The 24,074-nt window shown below is 42.2% G+C and carries 26 protein-coding genes and 1 pseudogene; 4 read left to right on the forward strand and 23 right to left on the reverse strand.

Features of this window, described 5'->3' with window-relative positions:
- Window positions 1-70: 70 nt before the first annotated feature.
- The 14 genes and pseudogenes from G4407_RS07800 to G4407_RS07865 form a co-directional block, all read right to left on the reverse strand.
- Window positions 71-748: pseudogene (locus tag G4407_RS07800) on the reverse strand (TIGR04283 family arsenosugar biosynthesis glycosyltransferase); the annotation flags it as partial.
- A 5-nt stretch (window positions 749-753) separates the two neighbouring features.
- A complete protein-coding gene (locus G4407_RS07805) occupies window positions 754-1,641 on the reverse strand; it encodes a nucleoside hydrolase (RefSeq protein ID WP_173688400.1) in 888 nt (295 codons plus the stop codon).
- Window positions 1,642-1,656: 15 nt separating this feature from the next.
- Window positions 1,657-2,682: an ABC transporter ATP-binding protein gene (locus tag G4407_RS07810; RefSeq protein ID WP_173688401.1), complete on the reverse strand. Its 1,026-nt coding sequence runs from the start codon at window positions 2,680-2,682 to the stop codon at window positions 1,657-1,659.
- Between the two features lie 13 nt (window positions 2,683-2,695).
- On the reverse strand, window positions 2,696-3,505 hold the full coding sequence (locus tag G4407_RS07815) for an ABC transporter permease (protein WP_173688402.1): 810 nt from the start codon (window positions 3,503-3,505) through the stop codon (window positions 2,696-2,698).
- A gap of 13 nt (window positions 3,506-3,518) precedes the next feature.
- Window positions 3,519-4,382 (reverse strand): ABC transporter permease, encoded by an 864-nt coding sequence (locus G4407_RS07820; RefSeq protein WP_173688403.1) that lies wholly within the window; start codon window positions 4,380-4,382, stop codon window positions 3,519-3,521.
- Between the two features lies 1 nt (window position 4,383).
- The gene (locus G4407_RS07825) at window positions 4,384-5,643 is read right to left on the reverse strand and encodes an ABC transporter substrate-binding protein (RefSeq protein ID WP_173688404.1); all 1,260 of its coding nucleotides are present in this window, start codon (window positions 5,641-5,643) and stop codon (window positions 4,384-4,386) included.
- Between the two features lie 105 nt (window positions 5,644-5,748).
- Entirely contained in the window at window positions 5,749-6,630 is an 882-nt protein-coding gene (locus G4407_RS07830; RefSeq protein ID WP_055247761.1) for a LysR family transcriptional regulator, read from the reverse strand.
- A gap of 18 nt (window positions 6,631-6,648) precedes the next feature.
- A complete protein-coding gene (locus tag G4407_RS07835) occupies window positions 6,649-7,626 on the reverse strand; it encodes a heterodisulfide reductase-related iron-sulfur binding cluster (RefSeq protein WP_173688405.1) in 978 nt (325 codons plus the stop codon).
- Entirely contained in the window at window positions 7,619-8,302 is a 684-nt protein-coding gene (locus tag G4407_RS07840) for a TIGR04282 family arsenosugar biosynthesis glycosyltransferase (protein ID WP_173688406.1), read from the reverse strand. The genes G4407_RS07835 and G4407_RS07840 overlap by 8 nt, the downstream gene beginning before the upstream one ends.
- The gene (locus G4407_RS07845; RefSeq protein WP_173688407.1) at window positions 8,303-8,737 is read right to left on the reverse strand and encodes a C-GCAxxG-C-C family protein; all 435 of its coding nucleotides are present in this window, start codon (window positions 8,735-8,737) and stop codon (window positions 8,303-8,305) included.
- Window positions 8,738-8,934: 197 nt separating this feature from the next.
- Window positions 8,935-10,914, reverse strand: coding sequence for a sodium-translocating pyrophosphatase (locus tag G4407_RS07850; RefSeq protein WP_173688408.1), 1,980 nt, complete (start codon window positions 10,912-10,914; stop codon window positions 8,935-8,937).
- A 119-nt stretch (window positions 10,915-11,033) separates the two neighbouring features.
- On the reverse strand, window positions 11,034-11,597 hold the full coding sequence (locus G4407_RS07855) for a GGDEF domain-containing protein (protein ID WP_173688409.1): 564 nt from the start codon (window positions 11,595-11,597) through the stop codon (window positions 11,034-11,036).
- Window positions 11,598-12,275: a HAMP domain-containing protein gene (locus G4407_RS07860; protein WP_173688410.1), complete on the reverse strand. Its 678-nt coding sequence runs from the start codon at window positions 12,273-12,275 to the stop codon at window positions 11,598-11,600.
- 16 nt (window positions 12,276-12,291) lie between these two features.
- Window positions 12,292-12,834, reverse strand: a complete 543-nt coding sequence (locus G4407_RS07865) for a V4R domain-containing protein (protein ID WP_173688411.1) — start codon at window positions 12,832-12,834, stop codon at window positions 12,292-12,294.
- Window positions 12,835-13,021: 187 nt separating this feature from the next.
- On the opposite strand from G4407_RS07865, the gene G4407_RS07870 reads away from it, so the two are divergent.
- Complete coding sequence (locus G4407_RS07870) at window positions 13,022-14,149, forward strand: glycerate kinase family protein (RefSeq protein WP_173688412.1); 1,128 nt, start codon at window positions 13,022-13,024, stop codon at window positions 14,147-14,149.
- A 127-nt stretch (window positions 14,150-14,276) separates the two neighbouring features.
- Here the strand turns inward: G4407_RS07870 and G4407_RS07875 are convergent, their stop codons facing one another.
- Window positions 14,277-14,927, reverse strand: a complete 651-nt coding sequence (locus tag G4407_RS07875) for a YkgJ family cysteine cluster protein (RefSeq protein WP_173688413.1) — start codon at window positions 14,925-14,927, stop codon at window positions 14,277-14,279.
- Window positions 14,928-14,941: 14 nt separating this feature from the next.
- Window positions 14,942-15,835: a radical SAM protein gene (locus tag G4407_RS07880; RefSeq protein ID WP_173688414.1), complete on the reverse strand. Its 894-nt coding sequence runs from the start codon at window positions 15,833-15,835 to the stop codon at window positions 14,942-14,944.
- 167 nt (window positions 15,836-16,002) lie between these two features.
- On the opposite strand from G4407_RS07880, the gene G4407_RS07885 reads away from it, so the two are divergent.
- The gene (locus tag G4407_RS07885) at window positions 16,003-16,449 is read left to right on the forward strand and encodes a GatB/YqeY domain-containing protein (RefSeq protein ID WP_173688415.1); all 447 of its coding nucleotides are present in this window, start codon (window positions 16,003-16,005) and stop codon (window positions 16,447-16,449) included.
- A 44-nt stretch (window positions 16,450-16,493) separates the two neighbouring features.
- On the opposite strand, the gene G4407_RS07890 is transcribed toward G4407_RS07885, so the two are convergent.
- Window positions 16,494-16,790, reverse strand: a complete 297-nt coding sequence (locus tag G4407_RS07890) for a type II toxin-antitoxin system PemK/MazF family toxin (protein ID WP_173688416.1) — start codon at window positions 16,788-16,790, stop codon at window positions 16,494-16,496.
- A gap of 6 nt (window positions 16,791-16,796) precedes the next feature.
- Window positions 16,797-17,039, reverse strand: a complete 243-nt coding sequence (locus G4407_RS07895) for an AbrB/MazE/SpoVT family DNA-binding domain-containing protein (protein ID WP_173688417.1) — start codon at window positions 17,037-17,039, stop codon at window positions 16,797-16,799.
- Window positions 17,040-17,198: 159 nt separating this feature from the next.
- Here G4407_RS07895 and G4407_RS07900 point away from each other — a divergent pair, with 159 nt between their 5' ends.
- Window positions 17,199-18,413 carry a DUF4317 domain-containing protein gene (locus G4407_RS07900; protein ID WP_173688418.1) on the forward strand — a complete coding sequence of 405 codons (1,215 nt, stop codon included), beginning with the start codon at window positions 17,199-17,201 and terminating at the stop codon, window positions 18,411-18,413.
- Between the two features lie 182 nt (window positions 18,414-18,595).
- Here G4407_RS07900 and G4407_RS07905 read toward each other — a convergent pair whose 3' ends face one another.
- The 5 genes from G4407_RS07905 to G4407_RS07925 all read right to left on the reverse strand — a co-directional run bounded on the left by G4407_RS07905 (window position 18,596) and on the right by G4407_RS07925 (window position 22,342).
- Complete coding sequence (locus G4407_RS07905) at window positions 18,596-19,294, reverse strand: site-2 protease family protein (RefSeq protein WP_243868795.1); 699 nt, start codon at window positions 19,292-19,294, stop codon at window positions 18,596-18,598.
- Between the two features lie 140 nt (window positions 19,295-19,434).
- On the reverse strand, window positions 19,435-20,139 hold the full coding sequence (locus G4407_RS07910) for a TVP38/TMEM64 family protein (RefSeq protein WP_173688419.1): 705 nt from the start codon (window positions 20,137-20,139) through the stop codon (window positions 19,435-19,437).
- Between the two features lie 12 nt (window positions 20,140-20,151).
- Complete coding sequence (locus tag G4407_RS07915; RefSeq protein WP_173688431.1) at window positions 20,152-20,838, reverse strand: TVP38/TMEM64 family protein; 687 nt, start codon at window positions 20,836-20,838, stop codon at window positions 20,152-20,154.
- 164 nt (window positions 20,839-21,002) lie between these two features.
- Window positions 21,003-21,443, reverse strand: a complete 441-nt coding sequence (locus G4407_RS07920) for an RpiB/LacA/LacB family sugar-phosphate isomerase (RefSeq protein WP_117555860.1) — start codon at window positions 21,441-21,443, stop codon at window positions 21,003-21,005.
- 110 nt (window positions 21,444-21,553) lie between these two features.
- Entirely contained in the window at window positions 21,554-22,342 is a 789-nt protein-coding gene (locus G4407_RS07925; RefSeq protein ID WP_173688420.1) for an SseB family protein, read from the reverse strand.
- 179 nt (window positions 22,343-22,521) lie between these two features.
- On the opposite strand from G4407_RS07925, the gene G4407_RS07930 reads away from it, so the two are divergent.
- Window positions 22,522-23,910 (forward strand): MATE family efflux transporter, encoded by a 1,389-nt coding sequence (locus G4407_RS07930; protein ID WP_173688421.1) that lies wholly within the window; start codon window positions 22,522-22,524, stop codon window positions 23,908-23,910.
- The last annotated feature ends 164 nt before the right edge of the window (window positions 23,911-24,074 follow it).

The following is a 24,074-nucleotide window of genomic DNA, read 5'->3' on the forward strand; positions in this document are numbered from 1 at the left end:
ATCATTGATTTTCTCTATTTCTTTTATTGATTTTACGAATAAGTAAAAGAGTCTGCATAAAGCAGACTCCCTAACGGACATCCTTATATAATTTTGCAATCTCTTCTGCCGGAACACCATCCCGGTACATGGCTCTCAGCCGGTTCATAAGCCACATTACTTTCAGCTTTTCGATTGTATTTCCGCCGAATCTTCTGTCTGAAGTATAAATCCTGTGTCTTGCCATCCCAAGCGGAATCCCTTTTTCTTTGAGGGTCAGTGAAAACTGATAATCCTCCAGAATCGGCATCTCCGGAAATTTTCCCACTTCAAAAAACAACTTCCGGTCAATGAAAATCCCCTGGTCTCCAAACATTACTTTTCTGTCTTTAATCCTGTGATTGGAGATCACCCTGCAGGTGAACATAAAAAAGTTATATGAATGAAATGCAATTCCAAAACACCCTGCCCGGTATTTTTTCATTACAGTCTCAATCTCTTCTAATGCTGTAGGTGGAACTTCACTGTCGCAGTGCAGGAAAAAAAGTACATCTCCACTGCTTTCTTCCGCTCCCATGTTCATCTGCTTTGCCCTTCCTTTCGGGGACTGAATCACCGGATACCGGTCCTTCAAAAGTGCCAGTGTTCCATCCGTGCTTCCCCCGTCTACAAACAGAATCTCACATCTTTCATTCAGCGGCTCCAGTGTCTCCATCAGCCTTTCAATTGTCGATTCTTCATTGTATGTTGGTATAATAATTGATATTTTCATCTCTACTTCACGGTTTCAATTTCTACGTTCATCCAGGTATCATACAGATTTCTCCGGAACTCGTCCTCATCTCTGATCACCGGGATCTTGAGGGTGCAGTTCTTTTTCGCTTCATCCTCTGCCAGAATCATTCTTCCCTTTGTAAGCTTTTCTGTTGACAGCTGCATGTCTACTATCTGTGTCTCAAAAAGTTCCGGATGCATCATGTAAGCCGCAGCGATCGCATCCCAGTTATAATATCCGGGAATTCCATATTCATCCCAGTTATTGTCAAACCAGTAATCCGTCTCATTCTTGATCAGCCTTACAACTCCCTTACTCAGATCCGAAAGTTCTCTTTCATACTCTTCTCTTGTAAAAAGTACCTTCAGGCAATTATTACCCGTAATAACCGCAACATCCGTTCCACTGGTAAGTGTCGTATAAGTTGCCAGCGGATCACAGGAGAAATTAAGTTCATCCATTTCCCGCTTTGCAAAGATCAGCGGTTCTGTTGTTCCTCCCATCAATACGATACTCTTCACCTGATGAAAAAACTCAGAATTGTGTTTCCAGGCTCCATAAAGATTTGTCACGGAACCCGTCACCAGAATTTCCAGCTCCCCGGCATATTTTTCTGCCATCTCGGCAAGATAATGTGCCGCTTCACTTTCGGTTTCTCCAGATGTTGCTCCACCTTTGTAAACGCGCAACTCGTCATGCCCGATTTTCTTTACAAACTTCTTTGTATTTTCGTAAACCTTCTCCAGTGTATTGTTCCCATAAGTTGTCGTCACTCCCAGGACCTCTGCTTCCGGATCCCCCAGAAGATACAGAAGTGCCAGTCCATCATCTACATCACACCCGTTAATTCCAAACGTACAGTCACAATCATGAATTATTTTTCGCATACCATTCTCCTTTTATCACTTCTGAAACAAAATCCCCTGTCTTTCATCAATTTTGATGCCAACCAGTTCTCCTGTTTTTACCCCCAGTTTCATCCAGTCACGGTGAAGCATCCATACTGTCAGCTTTCCATCTGCATACTTCAACAGGATTTCTGCTGTTTCCCCCTCAAACATAACTTCTTCAATCTGATACATTCTTTCCGTCTCATCTACGGTCAGCGTGATCGCCGATGGTCTGACCATCAGTTCATACTCTCCTTCCGCTTTCTGCGTCTCAAATGAAACTGCCCGGCTTACGAATCTGCCATTCTCCACTTTTCCAAAAATATAATTTGTCTGTCCCATATAATCTGCCACCGCTCTGGACTCTGGATGGTAGAACATCCTCTCCGGCTTATCATACTGAAGCACTTCTCCAGCTTTCATCAGAGCGATCCGGTCAGACACCTTCATCGCTTCTTCTTTATCATGCGTGACCATAACGACCGTAAGCCCCATCTCATGATGCAGCTTTCTTACCAGATCTGCCATCTCGCACCGCAGATTCTCATCCAGGCTTGAAAATGGTTCATCAAGAAGAAGAATTTTCGGATCTGCCGCAAGCGCTCTTGCCAGCGCGACCCTCTGACGCTGTCCACCGGACATTTCCCGGATCTTACGCTTCTCAAATCCTTCCAGCTGAACAGCTTTTAACAGTTCTCCTACCCGCGCCTGCTTATCTTTTTTCGGGATTTTTTTCAGATCCATCGAAAAGCTGATATTCTGTTCTACCGTCATATGCGGAAACAGTCTGAGATCCTGAAAAACAATCACGGTTCCTCTTTTTTCCGGTGCAAGATTTGTAATCGATGTGTCATCGATCCGGATATCCCCTTCCTGCGTTTCAAGAAGACCTGCAATGCTTTTTAACAGTGTTGTCTTTCCGCAGCCTGAGGCGCCAAGAAGCGAAACAAATTCTCCCGTTCTAATCTCCAGATTTATATTCTTCAGTATTCTTGTCTTTTGTAAATCTACACAAAGTTCTTTAATTGTAAGACTCATGTGCTCCTCCTGCCTAATAATATTCTACTTCCTGTGCCTTTGTAAAACATCCCACGATCCATTCTAGTATTCCAAACACCAGAAGCATGATCACCAGGAATATCACACTGTAAATGCTGGCAAAATTACGTTCTCCGCTTCCGAGATATGGAACCATGACGATCGCAAATGTTTTGACATTTCCCCCGCCGATCATCAACGTCAAGAAATACTGACTGAACGAAACAACAAATGCCATCGAAAACGCAGAAAGCATGACCGGAAACAGATTCGGAAGTGTCACTTTAAAAAACGCCTGAAGCGCACCAGCCCCCAGAACTCTTGCCTGCTCCTCCAGCTTTACCCCCATTGCTCTTGTTCCATCCTGCATCAGCGTAACTGCATACGGAAGAGAACAGATCAGATGGACAATAATGACTCCCTGAACGGTTCCGCTTAATCCACATTTGATAAAGGTAATCTGAACCCCCATCGCAAACACGGTTCCCGGAACAAGAAACGGAAGCATCGACATAAATGAAAACAGCCGCTTTCCAAAAAAGTCATAGCATTCCAGCGCCCTCGCCGTCATTGTTCCGATCACAACCGACAGGAACGCGACCGAAGCCGATATGAAAAGACTGGACATACAAAGTCGCACAAGCTGCTGCCTGTTTCTCAGTATTCCATTCACCGCTCTCATCGAAAATTTCTGCGGGATAAGTGACGGCCATGCCCATCTCTCTGTCCCTACCCAGACAAGGATCGTAAGAATTGGTACAATCACCAGGAAAATAAAAATGCCTATGATCAGGCCTTCCCAGATGTTCTTTTTTCTTTTCATCTTCCTGTTCCTCCTAACCTGCCAGCTTCTTCGTGCTCCGGCGAAGTAATATGTAATATAAAACTGCTGCAATCAGAGAGATCACGATCAGGATTCCATTGATCGCCATCGCATACGGTCGCGCCCGCAGATCAGGCTTGGTATATTCCAGATAAGCCAGAACCGGCAGCGCCTTTGGTGTCGTTGCTCCAAGTATGAACGGCAGCTCATATGCTCCAAGTGCAAATACAAAGATGATCAGGAAACCACTGAGCACTGTATTCATACATAAAGGAAGCGTTACTTTCATGAAAGCCTGAAGTTTATTCGCTCCAAGATTGGTCGCTGCTTCTCCAAGACTGCCATTGATATTCGCCATCAGAGCAATCACAAAATAGATTATGAATGGAATTTCCTTCCACAGATAGGCAAGAATTACGCCAAGTCCATATCTGTCATAGATCAGCATCGGAAACTGCTGCTGATCCGTAATCAATCCTGCATTTGCAAGGATTCTCGCAAGGATTCCATTTTGCGAAAGAATGTTTACAATAAAGAGTGCCACAACAACATGGGGAACAATGATCGGAATCTGAACGATCCGCATAATAATTCCGCGCACTTTTCCGGCACTCACCAGAACTGCACACAGAAATGTTCCTGTTACTGTGGCAAGAAAAGCCGACATAAATGCAATGTACAGACTATATTTTAATGACTGCAAAAGATCCGGTCTTGTCAGTACCTCCTTATAATATTTCAGCGTCGGTTCCGTTAACCCAAAAGCTGGAATCACCCCTAAACTTTGGATGATTCCAGTTCCCAGACCAATAATAAAAACTACGCCTAATATAAGTTGCGGCACCAACAGTATATAAGGTGTCATTTTTTTCTTCATTTTATTTTCCTACTACTTCCTCTGCCCAGATCTCTTCGATGATCGGTACAAGTGCGGAAGGCATTTCCGGAAGACGTTTTGATAAAAGTTCATCCTGAGGGATTACACCCTTACCAATCTCAACCTTATCAAATGCTTCTTTCTGTGTATCGTTTAATTTGTTGTAATCTACAACCGGAATAGTACGGATCTCAGCAAAACGGTCTGCCTGTACTTCCGGATCAAGCATCTCATTGATTGCTACCTGTGCTCCTGCTACATTTCCTGAGTTTGCTGCAATTGCAATGTAGTTTGTATTTCCAATTGTTCCTTTATCGAACTGGAAAGACTGAGATGTCTCTGTGTAAGTACCATTTTCAATGTTGGTAGCTGTTGAGTATGCACCATAAGAGATATCCATCACAACTTCTCCATCAGAGTACATATTGGTCAGTGCTGTAGAATCCTTCGGGAAAGTCTTTCCTTCGTTCCACAGGTATGGATTCAGTTCACGAAGATATTCAAGAGCCGGCTCAATTGCTGCTTTTACAGTTTCTTTGTCAGCTTCCATATCCATAAACTGTTCGTATCCGCAAATATCATAAATCACATTACGAACAAATGCACTTCCTGTAAAATCAGGTAATTCCGGATAAGTTACTTTTCCTTTGTTTGCTTTGCAGAATTCCATGAATTCATCTGTGTTTGTCGGAAGATCCGGTGTCACTGCTGTATCTGCGATCATAACAAGCTGTGCTTTTCCGTACGGAGCTTCATAGCCTTCAATCGGGAAGCAGAAATCTGCATTTGTCTCTTCATCATCTGTATCAATATAAGACTGGAAGTTCGGAAGTTCTTCTGCGAACGGTCCGTAAAGCATATTGTTTTCTTTACAGGTCTTGAAGTTTTCTCCGTTGATCCAGATCATATCGATATCGCCATCTTTTTTATCTGCTGAAATTTCACCGGAAAGCTGACTTAAAATTGCGTCAATGTCCATCGGTACACGTTCCAGTGTGATGTCATATTTTTCTTTCAGACGTGGTGCATAGTAGTTGTCAAGCCAGTCATTTAAACTGTCATCTCCGCCCCATCCGTAGAATGTAACGGTTGTACCCTTGGCTGCATCCACCATTTCATCGAAGCTCATATCTTCTACGGTTTCGGTTGTCTGCTTGGTTTCTTTGTTGTCTGCTTTTTCTGTCTTTGCGCTGTTTCCACATGCCGTTAAGGAAAACGCCATCACAGTACTTAAAAGCAGAGCTGCAATTCTCTTTTTCATTAAAATTTTCCTCCTTCATTTTCTCCGTCTTTCATTATAACAAATTATTAACAAAAAGCACGCTGTTTTTCATTCCTGCTTTGTTGTTACCCCTCAACACTTCGTTTAGTTATTGTAATTTTCTATATACTTATAGAATTTTTCTACCGATGATTCCATTGCTCTGTCCTTCAGCGTAAGAAGACCGATTTCCCAGATCATATCATCTTCTGCAAAAGGAATCATGACCAGCCCCTCTGTATTCATATCTTCATGGACAAAGTCAATCGTCACAGAAATCCCTCTCTTCAGCCGGCACATTTTATAGCAGAGATCAAATCCATTTGTCTCAAATACAATATCCGGTTCAAATCCCCGGTTCCAGCATCTGCTCTGAATAAACTCATTGAGTTTAAAACTGCTGTTTTCAAGATAAAGAGGCTCGCCTTCCAGATCCAGAATAGTTGCTTCTCTTTTTTTCGCCAGAGAATGTTCTTCATAGACCAGAAGCCCCAGACTGCATTTTTTTAAACTTTTCATATCAAAACAATCTCCTGCAAATGGTCCGATCGACAATGCCACATTCCCTTCTTTGTCAAGCAGCATTTTCTCTACGATCCGATCCGGATATTCCATATAAGAAAATGTCACATTCGGATATTTCTTCTGAAATTCCAGAATACAGTCTGGCGTCAGGTAACGCAGGATATCATAGGCAACCAGAAGTTCTACTGTTCCTTCCTCACTCGCACGTATCATATCAATTTCTTTTTTCAATTTGTCATATTCGCTAAGAACCGTATTCGCATAATCATACAGCCTCTGTCCGCTCTCTGTCAGTTCTATCCCGGAGGCAACCCTGTCAAGCAACGTACATTCCAGTTCATTTTCCAGATTTTTCAGTACACGGCTGAGTCCCTGTGGTGACATAAAAAGCTCTTTTGAAGCCCTCGCAAGACTTCCTCTTTGACAAATCATCCGAAATTCCTCTAATTCTTTAATCGTCATTCTTTTCCCACGACTCCCCTATTTAAATTTACATTTTGCCCGATTCAAAATAGGTGTCTTCCCAAGAGGTACCTTTTCATCGATTCCCATAATAAGCGGTAGCAAATGCTTTGCATCTTCATATCCTCTCCTTCTGAAACTACAGATGCACGAAGCGCAATATGTATAAAGTTCCGGCTCCCTCGATGCCTTTACACGGTCTGTCAGTGCCTGTGCCACATCCGCTTCTTTTCCAGCTGCGCATCCACCAAGCCCGCAACACTGCACATCTCTGAATGCATCTTCTACCTTTCCGACAAGGAATGGCTTCATATCATATTCAAACTTTCTGTCTTTTCGGTCCGGACATGGATAATACATTGGAATCCTTTCTTTTTGATAAATATTTCCAATTTTAAGCTCTGCCATTTTTTCGTAAACACTGATAATCTCCGCATCCAGTCGTCCTTTTAAAAAATAATAGCAGTTCGGACATGCCATGATCACCTGTTCTACTCCTGACTCTTTTAATTTCCAGTTGATTCGCTCAATGATCCCCGCTGCCTCTGAAACAAGTCCCAGTTCTTCAATCGGTTTCCCACAACAGTCATATACAACTCCCACATCATATTTTGCGAATTCTTCCACCAACTTATCTGTCGTTTTCGGAAAAAAAGACGGAAAATTACATCCCGTAAAAAAAACTGCTTTCTTTTTTGAATGGCGGTAATTTGCAAATTTGTACGGATTCTTTTCTAAGAGCAGTCCGTCATATGAATTATCAAGAAGCTTCCCACCTCCGTCTTCAACCAATTTTCTCCGACTGGCAAGTGCAATCTCTTTTCCATCAATTCCTTTTGGACAGACACACCCGCAGGTTCCACACAGGAAACAATGATATGCCAGCTCCGGTTTTTCTTTTAATACCGGCAGATCAATTCCATATTTTTCCAGAAACAGACAACTTCTGGTACATTTTCCACAATGGATACATGCATCCAAATCCCACTTATTCATAATTTTTATCCAGCTTTCCTTTCAGTCCCAGTTCCAGATAATCAATCGTAATTGGACAGTTACAAATTGCTCCCTTTTCAATATCCTCATACAGGTGGAACAAATCTCCCTTATCATCCACATCATAATACATCTGACCTACCGCCGTAGAGAGCTTCTCATTTCTCATGTGCTGTAAGGTATCATAAATAACTGTATTCGTTCCGTATCGTTCAATTTTCCATATAGAATCATATTCTTTTTTCATTCCGATCAGATAGTACCCTCCATCAAATGTAGGATGAATCACAATATCTTTTCCCCCAAGATTATCAAATGCATTTTTCAGTGTTTCCGGATGAATCTGCGGAATATCTGTCCCGATCAGAATTACTTTCTCATACCCCATTCTCAGTACGATTCCAATCGCATTCTTCATCCTTTCACCAAGATCATCACCAAATTGTGGAAGACATACTGTCTCATCATCAAGAATTTGCTGTAGCAGCTTCTTTTCATCCTTTGGTGTAAAAAACACGAAAATATCCGCATCCACCTGCTTTGCTTTTTCATATATATCCTTTACAAAGCAGGCATGTAGACGCGCACACTCTTCCCCAGTTAGAAAAGGCATCAGCCTGGTCTTTGTCTGTCCTGGTATCGGCACCCTCGTAAATAAAATAAGTGCATCCTTCATCTATAATATTTCCTCCAACATTTCAATCACACTCTCCACTACTTTAGGACAAAAATCCAGCATTCTGCCACTCGAAAGTGCTTCTTCAAGCTGTTCCGGAAGCGATACATCATAGCCTAATAACTCTTTGCAACTGTTTGTTGCAAACTTTTCCAGAAACAATGCTCTAAATTCTGCATATTTGTTCATCATTTCTTCTTTTTGCCGAAGCAGAGTATTCACATCCCAGTGTCCATATTTTAATCCAACAGCCATGATTGCTCCGGTAAATGCACCGCATGTATCCCCATGCATCATTCCACCTCCAAAACAAGCCGAGGCTTTATTCGCCATCTCTTCCGTAATCCCAAGTCTCTCTGCGAAATAAGACAGAACGACCTGAGAACAATCATATCCTTTTATAAATTTTTCCCGAATCATACTTTCTTCTATCATTTTTCTCTCTCCTTTGTCATCTTACATCACTTTTTCATTCTAACATCAAACCAGTCCTATTTCTATAGATTGTCTTATCGTATTTTACTATAATTTGCTTGTCTTATTTATAAGTCAAATAATTCGTGCCTTTTACAAAAAAACCCCTCATCTGCAGTTTCCCGCAAATGAAGGATTTCTTTTACTTTATTCAATTCTTACAGTAATCCACCGATTGATAAGAATAACGGTGCAAATACAAGTGAAACGATTGTCATAAGTTTGATCAGGATGTTGATAGACGGTCCTGATGTATCCTTGAACGGATCACCTACTGTATCACCAACAACTGCTGCTTTGTGAGCTTCGCTTCCTTTTCCGCCATGATGTCCTGTTTCGATGTATTTCTTAGCATTATCCCATGCTCCACCTGCGTTTGACATGAAGATTGCCATAAGTACACCTGTAACAAGTGCTCCGGAAAGCAATCCACCGAGGGATTCCACGCCAAGAACGATACCAACGATCAGCGGTACTACGACTGCCATCACACCCGGAAGCAGCATTTCGTGAAGAGCTGCTGTGGTAGAGATCGCAACGCATGATGTATAATCCGGTTTTTCTTCACCTTTCATGATGCCCGGTTTTTCACGGAACTGGCGTCTTACTTCTTCGATCATCTTGTATGCAGCCTTTGATACAGACTCCATAGTAAATGCGGAGAAGAGGAATGTAAGCATACCACCGATAAAGATACCGATGATTACTCTGTAGTCAAGAAGGTTGATTGCTTCAAGACCAACTGCCTGTGCATAAGATACGAAAAGTGCAAGTGCAGTAAGGGCTGCTGATCCGATCGCGAATCCTTTACCCATAGCTGCAGTTGTGTTTCCTACTGAATCAAGCTTATCTGTGATTTCACGAACAGATTCATCCAGTCCTGACATTTCTGCGATACCACCTGCATTGTCTGCAATCGGTCCGTATGCATCAACGGCAACTGTGATACCTGTTGTAGAAAGCATACCTACTGCTGCAAGTGCGATTCCGTAAAGTCCTGCAACTGAGTAAGATACAAAGATACCTACACAGATCAGGAGAAGCGGGATTGCTGTAGATTTCATTCCTACTGCAAGACCACTGATGATTGTAGTAGCTGCGCCAGTCTCTGACTGTTCTCCGATTCCCTGAACCGGTTTGTAGTCTGCTGATGTGTAGTACTCTGTGATGTTACCGATGATGACACCAACAACCAGACCTGCGATAACGGCAATTGCTGCACTCATCTTTCCGAAGAGTACGTTACTCAGTACAAGTGCTACAACAATAACTACGATAGAAGCTGCATAGCTTCCCTTTGTAAGAGCTTTCTGCGGATTCGAATTCTCATCACCTTTTACAAAGAAGGTTCCGATGATAGAAGCGATCAGACCACATCCTGCGATCGCAAGCGGATAAAGAACTCCGGATACAGCTCCTGCTGCTGCTCCAAGAGTCAGTGCTGATACAAGTGAACCAACATAAGATTCAAAAAGGTCAGCTCCCATACCTGCAACGTCACCTACGTTATCACCTACATTGTCAGCGATAACTGCCGGGTTACGCGGATCATCTTCCGGGATACCTGCTTCTACTTTACCAACAAGGTCTGCACCAACGTCTGCTGCTTTGGTGTAGATACCACCACCAACGCGGGCGAAAAGTGCGATTGAAGATGCACCAAGACTGAATCCTGAAAGCACATCTACGTTCTTTGTAACGATGTACACAAGGCTTACGCCAAGTGCTCCAAGACCTGCTACGCACATTCCCATAACGGCCCCGCCAGAAAAAGCAATTGATAATGCTTTATTCATTCCGCTTTCTTTTGCTGCGTTAGCAGTTCTTACGTTCGCTTTTGTAGCGACTGTCATACCACAATATCCTGCAACTGTTGAGAAAAGTGCTCCAATTACAAAGCATACTGCTGTTACCCAGCTGATACCAAATCCGATCAGTACGAAAAGTACGACTACGAAAATGACCAGAATCTTGTATTCAGCCATAAGGAAAGCTCTTGCGCCTTCCGCGATTGCTCCTGCAATCTCCTTCATGCGGTCCGTACCTGCATCCTGTTTTCCTACTTTGCCAGCAAGGTATGCTGCAAACAGTAAGGCAATAACAGCTGCAACCGGAACCAGATACATATAAGTATTCATTTCTTGTTCCTCCCTGAATTATTGTACCTTTAAAGACAATAGCATAAATGGAACAAGAATGCAAAACAATTTTTTAAATTATCGATAAGCTTTATTTATTTTATCTATAAAAAAGAAAACTATTTCAATAATTTCATATATTCTGCCTTGCGAATTCTTTTCTGCTGATACATTTCAGCATCCGCCTTCTGCAAAATTCCCTCCAGACGGATACTCTTTGTTCCTTCAGCTATCTCTACACAACCATAACTGAATCCAGATGGACATACACCTTCCCAATCTGTTTCAAAAAGCTGCTGTATCGCCAGCATCTTTTTTTCCGCAACTTCTTTAGAACATTTTTCAAATAATATACAAAATTCATCTCCACCGATTCTGGCAAATATATCCCCTTCACGGATATTTCCCCTGATCAGATCTGCAAACCGCTTCAAATACTGGTCACCTTTTGCATGACCAAACTGATCATTGATATATTTCAAATGATCCAGGTCACAATAGCAAAGCACCATTTTATCTGAGCGTTTCAACATCTCACCAGCCTTTTCTCTGAAATAGAAACGGTTACCTATTCCTGTCAGGATGTCTGTATACGCCTGGTCTTCCAGTTTCTCTTCTCTCTTCTTTTCTTCAGTTACCTCACGGATAATGTGGACATACGCTCTCTGTCCCTGCCACAGCATTCATCCGGTTGTAATCCGATAGTCTCTCTCATGCAAATCCTTTGCTTCCCAAATACGGTCAATAGTTTCAGACACTTTCTGACATTCCTGCTCTTTTTCCATTGCCACACACATCTCATAAAGTTCCTTCTCCTGATGTCTGTCGTACTCGGTATGATTACAATATAAGATCTCATGTGTATCTGCACTCAGCACCATTATCTTCTCTTCACTAAAACAAATCAGTTCCATCAACAATTCATTATAGCTTTCCAACATGGTTACACGTGCTTTTTCCTTTTCAGTCTCTTCTTTCAGCCGCATCTCCCGTTCCCGAAGCTGTTCAGTCATTGTATTGAATGCATCCGAAAATTCCCCAAGATAAGAGACTGTCTGCGAATAATCCCCATTTGCGACCTGCTTTGCCTGCCATGTTAAATGATTCAGATTCGCATGCAAATTTTTCAGATTCTCACAAAGGAAATTATCTCTTCCTGGATAAAATCCGGATAAAATCCCCTTTGAAAGTGCTGCCGAATACTCCTTCATTTCCCTGACTGCCTTATCCAGATACCGGAATCCCTTCCCCAGCTTCTGAAACTGTGGTTCCAACTGACTGATGTCTAATTTTTCAGGTGAAGGATCGTACAGGATACTACGCAGGTATTCAAATAAAAGTTCACAATTCTTGTCTTCCATCGCATTTCTCTGCCTTTTATTTTCCTTCTGAATCTACACGAAATCTGCACACTCTGTCTCCGGTTGCCCAACAGTCTACTTCAACAGCTGTAAACAACGTGCCCGTATACTCTGTCAGTATCCCCGAAATAAACCCTTCATCGTAATTACACACAGTCTCGCCCAGCACCGGAAGCCCGGAGCAGTCTGCATCTTCCGACACTGTAAGTATAATTCTTCCTCTTTCCAGATCCAGTTCTTCAATTCGCATTACACCAATCTTCATCTCTTGCAGTTTCTGCTGCAGCTGCGCTACAAATGCATTAAATTCAAGGCCTGTATCAAGTATTTTTCTCGCAAAAAAAGTTCCTGCTTTAAATCCTGCCTTTCGAAACAGTTCAATCTGAACATCCTTTCCATAAGTATCTGACAGAATTTCTTTCAAAGAATACTCCAGCATACGATATACAAATACCGGAACATCTTCACCTAAATTTCCTCGTCCCGAACAATTATATCCCAGATAATCCTCTAATGTAATCTTTGGTCGATTCGCCAGGAAAATGTTTTCTTCTTCCATTCTGCCTCCCCCTCTCTGTTGCGTTTTCACCAACTCATACTGCGTTTAGTATACCATTATGCCTTGTTACATTCAAGGAAATCCCGGCAGGCTTTTCATTCCTTGTAACATTCCTTTTTTCTCTGATCCATGATACACTGGATTCATCATAAAACAAACGAATTCAGTGATAAGGAGATTATAAAATATGAAAGTTGTAGTTGCAATTGATTCATTTAAAGGAAGTCTCACTTCGATCGAAGCCGGAATGGCTGCAAAGGAAGGAATCTTAAAAGCACACCCGGATGCAGATGTAATCGTAAAACCACTTGCAGACGGAGGCGAAGGCACCACAGATGCCTTGATTGCAGGACTTGGTGGGGAGCGCATTGACCTTACAGTTACCGGTCCTTTTGGCACTCCGGTAAATGCACATTATGGATATCTGGCAGAGAAAAATACTGCTATCATTGAAATGGCCGCCGCTGCCGGGATTATCCTGGTAAAAGAATCTGAAAAAAATCCACTCACAGCAACCACTTACGGTGTCGGTGAAATGATCGCAGATGCAATGGAACGCGGCATTCGTAATTTCATTATCGGAATTGGCGGAAGTGCCACCAACGACGGTGGTATCGGGATGCTAAAAGCACTGGGATATCAATTTTCTGATGAAAACGGACAGGATGCCGGTGAAGGCGGACAGGCGCTTAATCGGGTAGCTTCCATTGTAACAGACAAGGCTAACCCGCTTCTCAAAGAATGCAGTTTTCGGATTGCCTGTGATGTAACCAATCCACTTTGTGGAAAGAACGGAGCAACCTATATTTATGGTCCGCAAAAGGGAGTCACACCGGAAATGGCTGAAGGACTGGATCAGGCAATGAATCATTATGCTTCTGTTACTTCTAAGTTTCTTCATAATGATTATGCATCCGCAGAAGGTGCAGGTGCTGCCGGTGGTCTTGGATTTGCTTTTCTAAGCTATTTAAATGCTACACTGACTCCGGGAATCGATCTGATCCTTAACGCGGTTGAACTGGAAAAAGAATTAAAAGATGCGGATATCACTGTTACCGGCGAGGGGCGTCTTGATCACCAGACCGCCATGGGAAAAGCCCCTGTCGGTGTAGCAAAACTTGCCAAAAAATACGGTTCCAAAGTCGTTGCTTTTGCCGGAAGCGTCACTCCGGAAGCAACTGTCTGCAACGTGGTCGGAATCGATGCATTTTTCCCGATCGTCCGTGGAATCACAACACTTGCCGAAGCAATGGATCCGAGAAATGCAAAAGCAAATATGTCGGCAACTGTGGAACAGGTATTCCGTCTGTTATAAATTTAGTATTATCAACAAATTTCTTCACAAGAATACGGTGCAATACAAGCCGAATCACATTTATCTGAAATGTGGTCTGAATCCTCGTGCTTTCAAAGATGCGGTACTTCTGTACCTTGCCTTGCGGTTATAATATATTTTTTGCCTCGTCCATTCTCCGGAAAAATTCGCTGTAAAATTCTTCCGTCTGATACGGAGTAAGGTAAAATCTCTTCAATACATCCATGCTGACCGCCTTCGCACTCTCCGGATGTGCTGCAATGTATTCCTGTAACTGAATCAGTAATCCATGCCATCCGGTAATATACGCTTCGTAATTCTTCAGGTTCGGCGTATCCAGCCATTTTTTGACCTTTACTTTCGTCCGGTTCTCTTTCTGACATTCATGTACCTGAAGAAAATAGCGCAAACCATTTTCTTCATAATATCTTCCAAGCGGGAAAAGCCGGCAGATTCCCGGACGAAACGGATGAATACTGCATCTTCCTTCTCTGGTCAGAAAACCGCATCCCTCTTCTTCTCCTGTCATCTTCAGATTCGGCAGGATGATTCCGTCCACTACATTCAGCTCAATCTTTCCTGCAAGCAGAGTTTCAAAAGCCGCTCCTGTTCCCCTGCTGATCCGGACAATATCCAGCGGATCCAGCACGATCGAGCTTCCCATCCCCGTACAACAGGCGTGGCAGCCCTCACAATCGCCACAGTCCGCTTTTACCAGATCATTGCCGGTATATAATTTTCCATCTGAAATTTCTTCCATTGTCACCTGTCTTTTCATATCAATCTCCTTTCCTATACTCCTTCCAGTGTAAATGGTGGAATAAAGCTCTCCTTTGCCGTATCCCCTTCCTGTACAAATGCCTGTGTCACACCAAGCGAGATCGCATAATCCACCAGTTTCTCATAAGCATACTCCGGCACCTTCCGGTTCAGTTCCGGATATTTTTCTGAATCCAGACTCGCAAGCGGCGTGTACTGGCTCATCAGACTCATATAAATCCGGTTTCCATAAGTCTCATATAAATATTTTACCACTCTCTTACCATCCGCAAGGCATCCCGGTAAAAGCAGATGCCGCACGATCACGCCACGCTTCATCATCCCACGCTCATCAAATGCCGGCTTCCCTGCCTGTCTTACCATCTCAGCAAGAGCCGCCTTCGCAACCTCCGGATAATCCTCCGCCATCGAATATTTTTTCGCATGATCTATATTTAAATATTTGAAATCCGGCAGGTAAATATCCACCAGACCATCCAGCATTTTCAAAGTTTCCACTCTCTCGTAACCGCCCGTATTATATACAACCGGCAAATACATCCCCTGATCCTTCGCACTCTGAAGCGCCCGGATGATCTGCGGCACAAAATGCGTCGGCGTCACAAGATTGATATTATTTGCACCTTTCCCCTGAAGTTCCAGAAGAATCTCCGCCAGCCGCTCCTCCGTGATCACCTTGCCAACCTTACTTCCCGCAATCTCATGGTTCTGACAGAACACACATCTTAAAGTACATCCTGTAAAAAAGACCGTCCCCGATCCTTTCTCCCCTGAAATACAAGGCTCCTCCCACATATGAAGCGCCGCTCTCGCCGCCCGGATCTCACTCGTCTCACCGCAAAACCCAATCTTCCCATTCTCCCTGTCCGCCATACACATCCGCGGACATAATGTACAGCCACTCATACTATCGCTTAACCTCTCATCTATCCCTGACTTATTCCTATCAGTATACCGCACTTTTTGAAAAATAGCCACCTAAGTTTTCCTCTGCCAGAGATTGAAAATTCTTTCCCCATCTGCTACAATAAAGTGCAGACAGGCATTTTGCCTCAAGTTTGGAGGAATATACAATGAGTAAAATTGATGAAGTAAGAAGCGCTATGGTCGCAGCCATGAAAGCAAAAGATAAGGACACAAAAGAGACATTATCCGCTCTTCTTGCAGCCCTTAAGAACAAAGCCATCGACAAACGTGCCGATCTTACCGAAGAAGAAGAAGTTCAGGTTATCTTAAAAGAGATCAAACAGACAAAAGAAACTCTGGAGATGACTCCTGCTGATCGTACAGACATCATTGAAGAATGTGAGAAACGTATCGCTGTTCTTGAACAGTATGCTCCGAAGATGATGGACGAAGCTGAGATCAAAGAAGTAATCGCAGGTGTCCTTTCCGGTCTTGGAATTGATGCTCCGACACCAAAGGATAAAGGACGTATCATGAAAGAACTGATGCCGAAAGTAAAAGGAAAAGCTGACGGAAAGCTTGTGAATGATATTCTCACAGGACTGATGGCTTAATAGCAGATATTATGAATGCAGGGTTCCGGACTGGTTCCCTGCATTTATATATAGTCGAATATACTCTGTATTGCGTCTGTCACGTTAATCACATCTGCTATTTTTACACGATCTATTTTTTTATATCCCCTGACTCTCAAATCTAACATTTTCATCTGCTCACATAGGATATAACCTTTTTGATCTTCCGTCTCAACATAAATATGAAGTGGGCTTTGTTCACTTTCGCTTGCCATTGGACACCCAATTATTTCTCCCGACTGATTAAAAAAATTTTTACTCGCCACAAATACAGGAGCTTTAATTTTTTCTATCTTTAAAATATCCCCTTGCTGTATCACTACCTTTTACCATACCTCTCTTCCTTTAGGTTTATCCCAGTCATACTCTCCATCAAGGTTTAATTTACCTCCAAATTTTTCAGCTCTTTCTTCCAGTGTCTGATGTCTGAATGTCTTAACAAGCATAATCATACCATCTGATACTTTCACTTCCAGCATATCATTTATTTCTACATTCGCTGCCTGTAAAATATCTTTTGAAAGCCTGATTCCCTGACTATTCCCCCATGCTTTTACCTGTGTCTTCATATAATTCACCTCCAAGAAATGTATATACTAAGTATATACATTTCTAAAAAAATAATCAAATATTTTTTCTCCCGACCACACTCTTCCTCAAAATATGTTATAATTCATAAGCATCAGTTTTTTACTGAACCACAACAATTAAAAGGGGATTTACTTAATATGAATAAAAAAGAAGTCACTGAAATCAAAAAACAGTTCACCCCATCCAACTGTGCGATCACCCGTATCTGCGGATGCTATGTAGATGGTGAAAAAGAGAAAAAAATGGAAATGAAGGATGCTTTCCTTTCTCTCCCGGAAGAGGAAATGTTCAAATATTTTGACATTTTCAGAAAATCCTTATCCGGTACGATTGGGAAAAATCTTCTGAATATGGAATTTCCTCTGGAAACCGAATCAGAAGGTGGTACACAGGAATTTCTTCTCAAATTAAGAAACAGCCGGCTTACTGACGACGCTCTTCTGGAAGAATTCTATAATCGTGTCATCGATTCCTATGATTATGCCGAAAACTATCTGATCCTGCTCGTCCATGCTGCCTACGATATTCCTGGAAAATCAACGGACGGAAGTGAAATGTTCGATGCATCCGATGAAGTCTATGATTACATCATGTGTACCTTCTGTCCGGTCAAGCTTTCCAAGCCAGGACTCAGTTATCATGCAGAAGAGAACAGCTTCCATGAGCGTATCCGTGACTGGATCGTAGAGATGCCGGATGCCGGTTTCCTCTTCCCTGCTTTTAATGACCGCAGCACCGATATTCACAATCTGCTTTATTATTCAAAAAATGCAGAGAATCTCGGAAACGGTCTGACCGATCTGCTTCTTGGATGTGTTCCGCCACTCACCGCCGGAGATCAGAAAGAAACTTTCCGTACACTGATCGAAGAAACGCTCGGTGATGACTGCGACTACGATACCGTCAAAAACATCCATGAAAATTTAAATGAAATGATCGAACAGAATTCTGAAAATCCGGAGCCACTCGCCCTCGACAAAGCAGAAGTCAAATATCTTCTTGCAAAAAGTGGTGTCGAAGAAGAAAAACTGGAAACCTTTGATGAGCAGTATGACTCCGCTGCCGGAGAGCATGGTACACTCCTTGCTTCCAATATCGCAAGCCTTAAAAAATTCGAGATCAAAACTCCGGATATCACCATTCAGGTAAACCCGGAATGTGCTGATCTTGTAGAAACACGTATTATCGATGGTCAGAAATGCCTGGTCATTGTCGTTGACGACCGCGTTGAGATCAACGGAATTAGTGCAAAAACCGCAGTATCCAACGGACTTCCAAAGTCTTCCATCCCTGATGCATCTGATGAATCCGAAAGAGATACATCTGAAAATGAAATGAATGTTCCATTCTAAATAACTTACATATTATTACGAAAGACATTTTTATTGAATGTCTTTCGTAATATTTTCTTATTTCTTTTCAGCTTTACAATGTATACGAAAAATGCAGATAATCCTATCGACTACCTGCATTTTCCTATACGCAATTTTCTATTTTCACTTACACCGTTTCCCGGCTCTTTTTCACCTTTCTCTTAGATCACAGTTCCTCCACCGGTCGCCACAACTCCAATTCTCAGAATTGCCTTCACAAAACTCCACATTCCATTGATTACTGCAGAATTCAGCAGACTGATCGGCACATCCAGAATTCCTGTTCCAAGTAACAGAAGCAGGATCCACATACTATACGGCCGGATCTTCCAGTAAAACTCTGCTACCCTCGGAAAGATCTCAGCAAGAATATTCGATCCGTCAAGGGGCGGAATCGGAATCAGATTGAATACACCAAGTCCAATATTCAGCACTGCTCCATAATAAGTAAGCACATAAAGATAATTCAGAATTAACCCACTCGATCCGTACTTATACAAAAGCCCGTGCAGAATCATACAGACAAACGCAAGCAGGAAATTCATGACTACTCCCGCTGCTGCCACGAGAATCGTATCTCTTTTTTTATTCTTATAATTCCTGGTGTTGATCCTTACCGGCTTCGCCCATCCCACATGAAATACAAGCAGACAAAGGGTTCCCCACACATCCAGATGCTTAAATGGATTCAGTGTCAGTCTTCCGTCATATTTTGGTGTCATATCCCCAAGTTTATATGACACATATCCATGTGCAAATTCATGCAGCGAAACTGCAAGCAATGTAGCAGGCGCAACGTAGATCAGAGTCTGGAAAAACTGATACATTGCCCTGGCAAGTCCTATATTCTGAAACAGCATAACATCCTCCAAATTTTCTTAATAACGTCCATTATAATCCCATGCGAAATTGGATTCAAGAAAAATTATGTAAATTTTTTCTAAAGATTATACAGAAAAAGTCATTATCCCATCCATAGATAATGACTTTTTTATACCATTTATTTTGCTTTTTTATTCTGTCTGTCCATGTAGATCTTTCTCCCCATAAAAATCAGTGCCGACAGAGCAAACAGGATCAGTAGTCCTGTCACCAGAAGCTTCGCTCCTCCTGTCAGCATTCCTCCAACATAAGAATATACAATCGTTGCCGGAAGCTGTCCTACACCAGTTGCCACAAAAAAAGATATAAACGACATCGAAGTAAGTCCTGCTGCATAACTTACAATATCAAACGAAACAAACGGAAGCAAACGACAGATCAGAACTGTATTCTTTCCATATTTTTCAAAAAATGTATCTATCTGCTGCATTCCAGCTTTACTCGTAAGCTTTTCTGCCACATCACGTCCAAGTATTCTTGCAATGAAAAAGCATACCGCTGCTCCTGCCATCGCACTGCTCCATGACAGAATAGCTCCCTGCCACCATCCAAAAAGATTCGCATTTGCAAATGTAATCAGAAATGCCGGAAGTGGCGCTGCAATCGACTGAAAAATCATAAGCAAAAATGAAATCAATGCCGCATATGCCCCATAAGATGCTACAAAGTCTCTGACCACTGTAAAGTCTCCATTAGCAAACATCTTAAATACCTGATTCATCACATGTTTTACGGACGGAAATACATAATAACTTCCGATTGACACAATAATCAAAATGATCACTACTATTTTCCCCACCCAATTATTTTTCTTTTTTTCCATACTTTTTACTCCTTATTCCTTATTTTCTTCCAGATCATCTTTCAGGTAACGCTTTTTCAGGATCGTCCCGATTATCGTGACTACAACTGCCAGCACTACTGCTGTTCCAATATAAAACAACCTATTCTCCTTATCCGCAAGGCCTGCTGTACCAACCGTATACATCGCTGTACCAGGTAGCATAAATATCAACGAACCAATTGCATACGTACTAAAACGGATATCTGTAATACCATACGCAAAATTCTGCAGATTAAATGGAAATATCGGAACCAGACGTGTAATCATAAGAACAAATAATTCATTACAGCCAGTATCGTCAAACAACCATTTTTTCAAGATACGGTTCTTTGCAACCACTGGTCCAATACTGTCTTTCAAGAAAAAACGTCCTGCAATAAATGCAAGAACCGCCCCGATCGTTGTTGACAGAGAACAACAAATCGTACCGATTACTGGTCCAAAGAGAAGTCCTGCCAGTATCGCAAACGTCACTCCCGGAAGCGCAAGCACCACACACCCAACAACTGTCAATACCATATACAATAGAATTGCCAGAGGAAGATTATTCTGCACTATCCGCTTCATAAATTCAAGATTTTCTGAAGTACTTATGTAAGAAGACCAGCCAAAAATATGATTCAGGATCACAATCAAAAGGATGATTCCCCCAAACATCCATAGCTTCTTGTTTTTCATCTCTTTTTCCTTTTCCCCTTTTTGAATTTTGCTATCTAATGTTATCACATTTTCCCTTCTATCACAAATACATTTATACTATAATTGTATATTCTTATCGTGTTTTTCTATAACAAAAAGCAGCCCTTGACGGACTGCCCTTTACGCTTTCTGAATAACTCAGATTATTTACCTTCTTTTTCGTATTCTGTAATTCTTGCTACCTTCGGCATAGAACGGGATTCCGGATCGAAAGTTACGCTTAAGTACTCTTTTACGAGGCATTTTGCGAGCTCAATTCCTGTAACCTGTGCGCCAAGTGTGATAATGTTGGCATTGTTACTGAGCTGTGCCCTCTGAGCCTGATATACATTGTTAACCAGTGCTGCATAAGCTCCCGGAACTTTGTTGGCAGCAATGCTTACACCGATACCTGTTCCGCAGATCAGGATTCCTCTGTCACATTCTCCTGCTGCAACACTTGTTGCAAGACGAATTGCAGTGTTTGCATAAATCGGATCATCACTTCCGAAATCAACAACTTCATGTCCCATTTCTTCTACAAACGGGGTGAGAATTTTTTTGTACTCTGTTGCGTTAGGATCACAACCAATTGCAATTTTCATTTTCTTGTCCTCCATTTTGGTATAATAATGTATTTCGATACTGGTATTATTATACAAAATTTTCTTTTATTATGGAACCCCTTTTTTCATTTTTTCTTTTTTATTTTCGATTATTCTTTTGTTTTGTTTTCGTTTTCTTTCGTTTTCGCCGGTTTTCTGTTTATCTGCAACTGCAGGTTCACACCAAACGGATTGACTGCAACACCAAATGCTTCCGGTGAAAGAATTTCCGGAATCTTACTTCCTTCTACAACAGCGGTTTTCAATGCCACACCCTTGTTCAGGTTCTGGAATTTCTTAACTTCCTGCACATCCGTAAAGATTGGCTGATACACTTTCCCATCTTTCTGTTTCAGAATCGGAATTCCTTTGTCCTCCTGAACAGTCACAATATAACGCCCCTCCTGATAATGGGCAAGCATTTCTTCGTTCAGTTCTTTTAACTCATCCGTCATCTCCGGTTTATCCGGCTTTCTCATCTGTTGCATAAAATACGCTGCAGTCAGCACCAGTTCCGGATTCTCTACACGTATTTTCCCTTCCGGAAGTTCTTCATCCTTCGGTCTCGTGATCAATTCGTCAAGCTGCACAGCAATCTGTCCGTCCAACCCTTTGTCCACCAGAATACAGTTGACTCCCATCGGAAACAGCCCGGTAAAAAATGACAGGCGGGAATTTTCATCCACCTTGACAAGCTGCATTGGATTTCCTTCCTTCTGAAGCTTCATAGCCTCTTCTTTCGCTTCCTCTTCTGTGTAGTAAAGAAGGATCTCGTCATCAAATGTCTCCGAGTCGCAGACCACATATGGCATTCTTGTACAGGATGACATCAATACATAAATTGCCTCTGCAGTACGCAGTTTATTTAAAGTTTCGATTTTCTGATTTGTATTACTCATTCTAGTATATCCCTTTCCTCTTTCTCCATATAACAAGAATTATACCCGTCTGTCCGAAAGAAGTCAATTTATACTCCATTATTCCACTTGATTATCTTCGTATTTTCCTATATCATATGTGTTTAGGGGCTTTTTTACAGTGTTTTTACTCTTTTATCAGAGCAGAAAGGAATGAGAAAATGAATCAGGAAAATACATCTGCACCTGCAGAAAATAAAATGGGTACCATGCCCATCGGAAAACTATTATTTAATATGTCTCTGCCTATGATGATTTCTATGCTGGTACAGGCTTTGTACAACATCGTAGACAGTATTTTTGTCGCCAAATTATCGGAAAATGCACTGACCGCCGTTTCACTTGCTTTTCCACTCCAGACACTGCTTATTGCAGTTGGAACCGGAACCGGTGTCGGCATGAATGCACTCCTTTCCAAATCACTTGGAGAGAAAAATTTTAAAAAAGCAAATGCAACTGCAAGCAACGCTGCCGTTTTGTATTTTTTCAGCTATCTCGTATTTTTCATTCTTGGCTTTACGATCGTCCGTCCTTTTTACGCAAGTCAGATCGGAAATGCTGACCAGGAGATCATGGAACTCGGAATCGAGTACTTAAGTACCGTCATGATTTTCTCTTTCGGGCTGCTTGCACAGGTCTTCTTTGAACGTCTGCTTACTTCAACCGGAAGAACCATCTTCAGTATGACTTCCCAGCTGACAGGGGCGATCACCAACATCATTCTTGATCCAATCCTGATCTTCGGACTTCTCGGAGCTCCGAAAATGGGTGTGACCGGAGCTGCTGTTGCAACCGTGATCGGACAATGCGTTGCCGCACTTGTCGCCGGATTTTGTAACCACCGGTACAATCATGATGTGAAACTGAAGTTTCATGGATTCAGACTTGATTTCCATATTATCGGCACCATTTATGCAGTTGGAATTCCAACGATTATTATGCAGTCCATCGGATCGGTTATGACTTACTGCATGAACCGCATCCTGATCGAGTTTTCATCAACCGCAACTGCTGTATTCGGCGTTTACTTTAAGCTACAGAGTTTCTTCTTCATGCCGGTATTCGGTCTCAACAATGGGATTACCCCGATCATTGCCTACAATTATGGTGCCGGTCAGAGAAAACGTATGCTCAAGACGATCAAGCTCAGTATGCTGGTCGCCTTCTGCCTTACCTTTATCGGTTTTCTCTGCTTTGAAGGAATCCCACAGATACTTTTGAGTCTGTTCAATGCATCGGACGAGATGCTCACCATCGGAGTTCCTGCCCTGCGGATCATCGGAATCCACTATCTGATCGCATGGTTCTGTATTGTATCAGGAACCGTATTCCAGGCTCTTGGAAAAGCATTTTTCAGTATGATCGTCTCCATTATGCGTCAGTTATTTGTACTGATCCCTGCCGCGTATATCCTTGCAAAGCTTGGCGGTCTTCATGTAGTGTGGTGGTCCTTCCCGATTGCGGAGGTTATTTCACTTATGGTATCCTCCTTCTTCCTGGTACGGATCAACCGGACGATCATTTCCAGGGTTCCGGAGGGAAAGCTTTAGGACAATAAGCGGGAATCCTCGGCAATTCAATTACCGAGATGAAAGCGCAAGATTGTGCATGTCTGCACCTTAAAAATAATATAATAATCTTCCTACCCTTGATATTAATACTTAAATGAAAAACTAATTTCCAGCTGTAGATTATCCCTGTAATTCTGCAGGAT

It is taken from the genome of Allocoprococcus comes (assembly GCF_013300725.1).
GTDB lineage: Bacteria > Bacillota > Clostridia > Lachnospirales > Lachnospiraceae > Allocoprococcus > Allocoprococcus comes_A.

Coding starts and splice junctions, on each gene's coding strand:
- G4407_RS07815 (WP_173688402.1), bottom strand. CDS start 3,505: ATGAAAAGAAAAAAGAACATCTGGGAAGGCCTGATCATAGGCATTTTT.
- G4407_RS07805 (WP_173688400.1), bottom strand. CDS start 1,641: ATGCGAAAAATAATTCATGATTGTGACTGTACGTTTGGAATTAACGGG.
- G4407_RS07845 (WP_173688407.1), bottom strand. CDS start 8,737: ATGATAGAAGAAAGTATGATTCGGGAAAAATTTATAAAAGGATATGAT.
- G4407_RS07850 (WP_173688408.1), bottom strand. CDS start 10,914: ATGAATACTTATATGTATCTGGTTCCGGTTGCAGCTGTTATTGCCTTA.
- G4407_RS07865 (WP_173688411.1), bottom strand. CDS start 12,834: ATGGAAGAAGAAAACATTTTCCTGGCGAATCGACCAAAGATTACATTA.
- G4407_RS07905 (WP_243868795.1), bottom strand. CDS start 19,294: ATGCTGTTTCAGAATATAGGACTTGCCAGGGCAATGTATCAGTTTTTC.
- G4407_RS07915 (WP_173688431.1), bottom strand. CDS start 20,838: ATGAAAAACAAGAAGCTATGGATGTTTGGGGGAATCATCCTTTTGATT.
- G4407_RS07920 (WP_117555860.1), bottom strand. CDS start 21,443: ATGAAAATTGCAATTGGTTGTGATCCTAACGCAACAGAGTACAAAAAA.
- G4407_RS07885 (WP_173688415.1), top strand. CDS start 16,003: ATGAGTAAAATTGATGAAGTAAGAAGCGCTATGGTCGCAGCCATGAAA.
- G4407_RS07925 (WP_173688420.1), bottom strand. CDS start 22,342: ATGAGTAATACAAATCAGAAAATCGAAACTTTAAATAAACTGCGTACT.
- G4407_RS07810 (WP_173688401.1), bottom strand. CDS start 2,682: ATGAGTCTTACAATTAAAGAACTTTGTGTAGATTTACAAAAGACAAGA.
- G4407_RS07860 (WP_173688410.1), bottom strand. CDS start 12,275: ATGGAAGACAAGAATTGTGAACTTTTATTTGAATACCTGCGTAGTATC.
- G4407_RS07930 (WP_173688421.1), top strand. CDS start 22,522: ATGAATCAGGAAAATACATCTGCACCTGCAGAAAATAAAATGGGTACC.
- G4407_RS07875 (WP_173688413.1), bottom strand. CDS start 14,927: ATGAAAAGACAGGTGACAATGGAAGAAATTTCAGATGGAAAATTATAT.
- G4407_RS07825 (WP_173688404.1), bottom strand. CDS start 5,643: ATGAAAAAGAGAATTGCAGCTCTGCTTTTAAGTACTGTGATGGCGTTT.
- G4407_RS07820 (WP_173688403.1), bottom strand. CDS start 4,382: ATGAAGAAAAAAATGACACCTTATATACTGTTGGTGCCGCAACTTATA.
- G4407_RS07855 (WP_173688409.1), bottom strand. CDS start 11,597: ATGCTGTGGCAGGGACAGAGAGCGTATGTCCACATTATCCGTGAGGTA.
- G4407_RS07900 (WP_173688418.1), top strand. CDS start 17,199: ATGAATAAAAAAGAAGTCACTGAAATCAAAAAACAGTTCACCCCATCC.
- G4407_RS07880 (WP_173688414.1), bottom strand. CDS start 15,835: ATGAGTGGCTGTACATTATGTCCGCGGATGTGTATGGCGGACAGGGAG.
- G4407_RS07895 (WP_173688417.1), bottom strand. CDS start 17,039: ATGAAGACACAGGTAAAAGCATGGGGGAATAGTCAGGGAATCAGGCTT.
- G4407_RS07870 (WP_173688412.1), top strand. CDS start 13,022: ATGAAAGTTGTAGTTGCAATTGATTCATTTAAAGGAAGTCTCACTTCG.
- G4407_RS07835 (WP_173688405.1), bottom strand. CDS start 7,626: ATGAATAAGTGGGATTTGGATGCATGTATCCATTGTGGAAAATGTACC.
- G4407_RS07910 (WP_173688419.1), bottom strand. CDS start 20,139: ATGGAAAAAAAGAAAAATAATTGGGTGGGGAAAATAGTAGTGATCATT.
- G4407_RS07830 (WP_055247761.1), bottom strand. CDS start 6,630: ATGACGATTAAAGAATTAGAGGAATTTCGGATGATTTGTCAAAGAGGA.
- G4407_RS07840 (WP_173688406.1), bottom strand. CDS start 8,302: ATGAAGGATGCACTTATTTTATTTACGAGGGTGCCGATACCAGGACAG.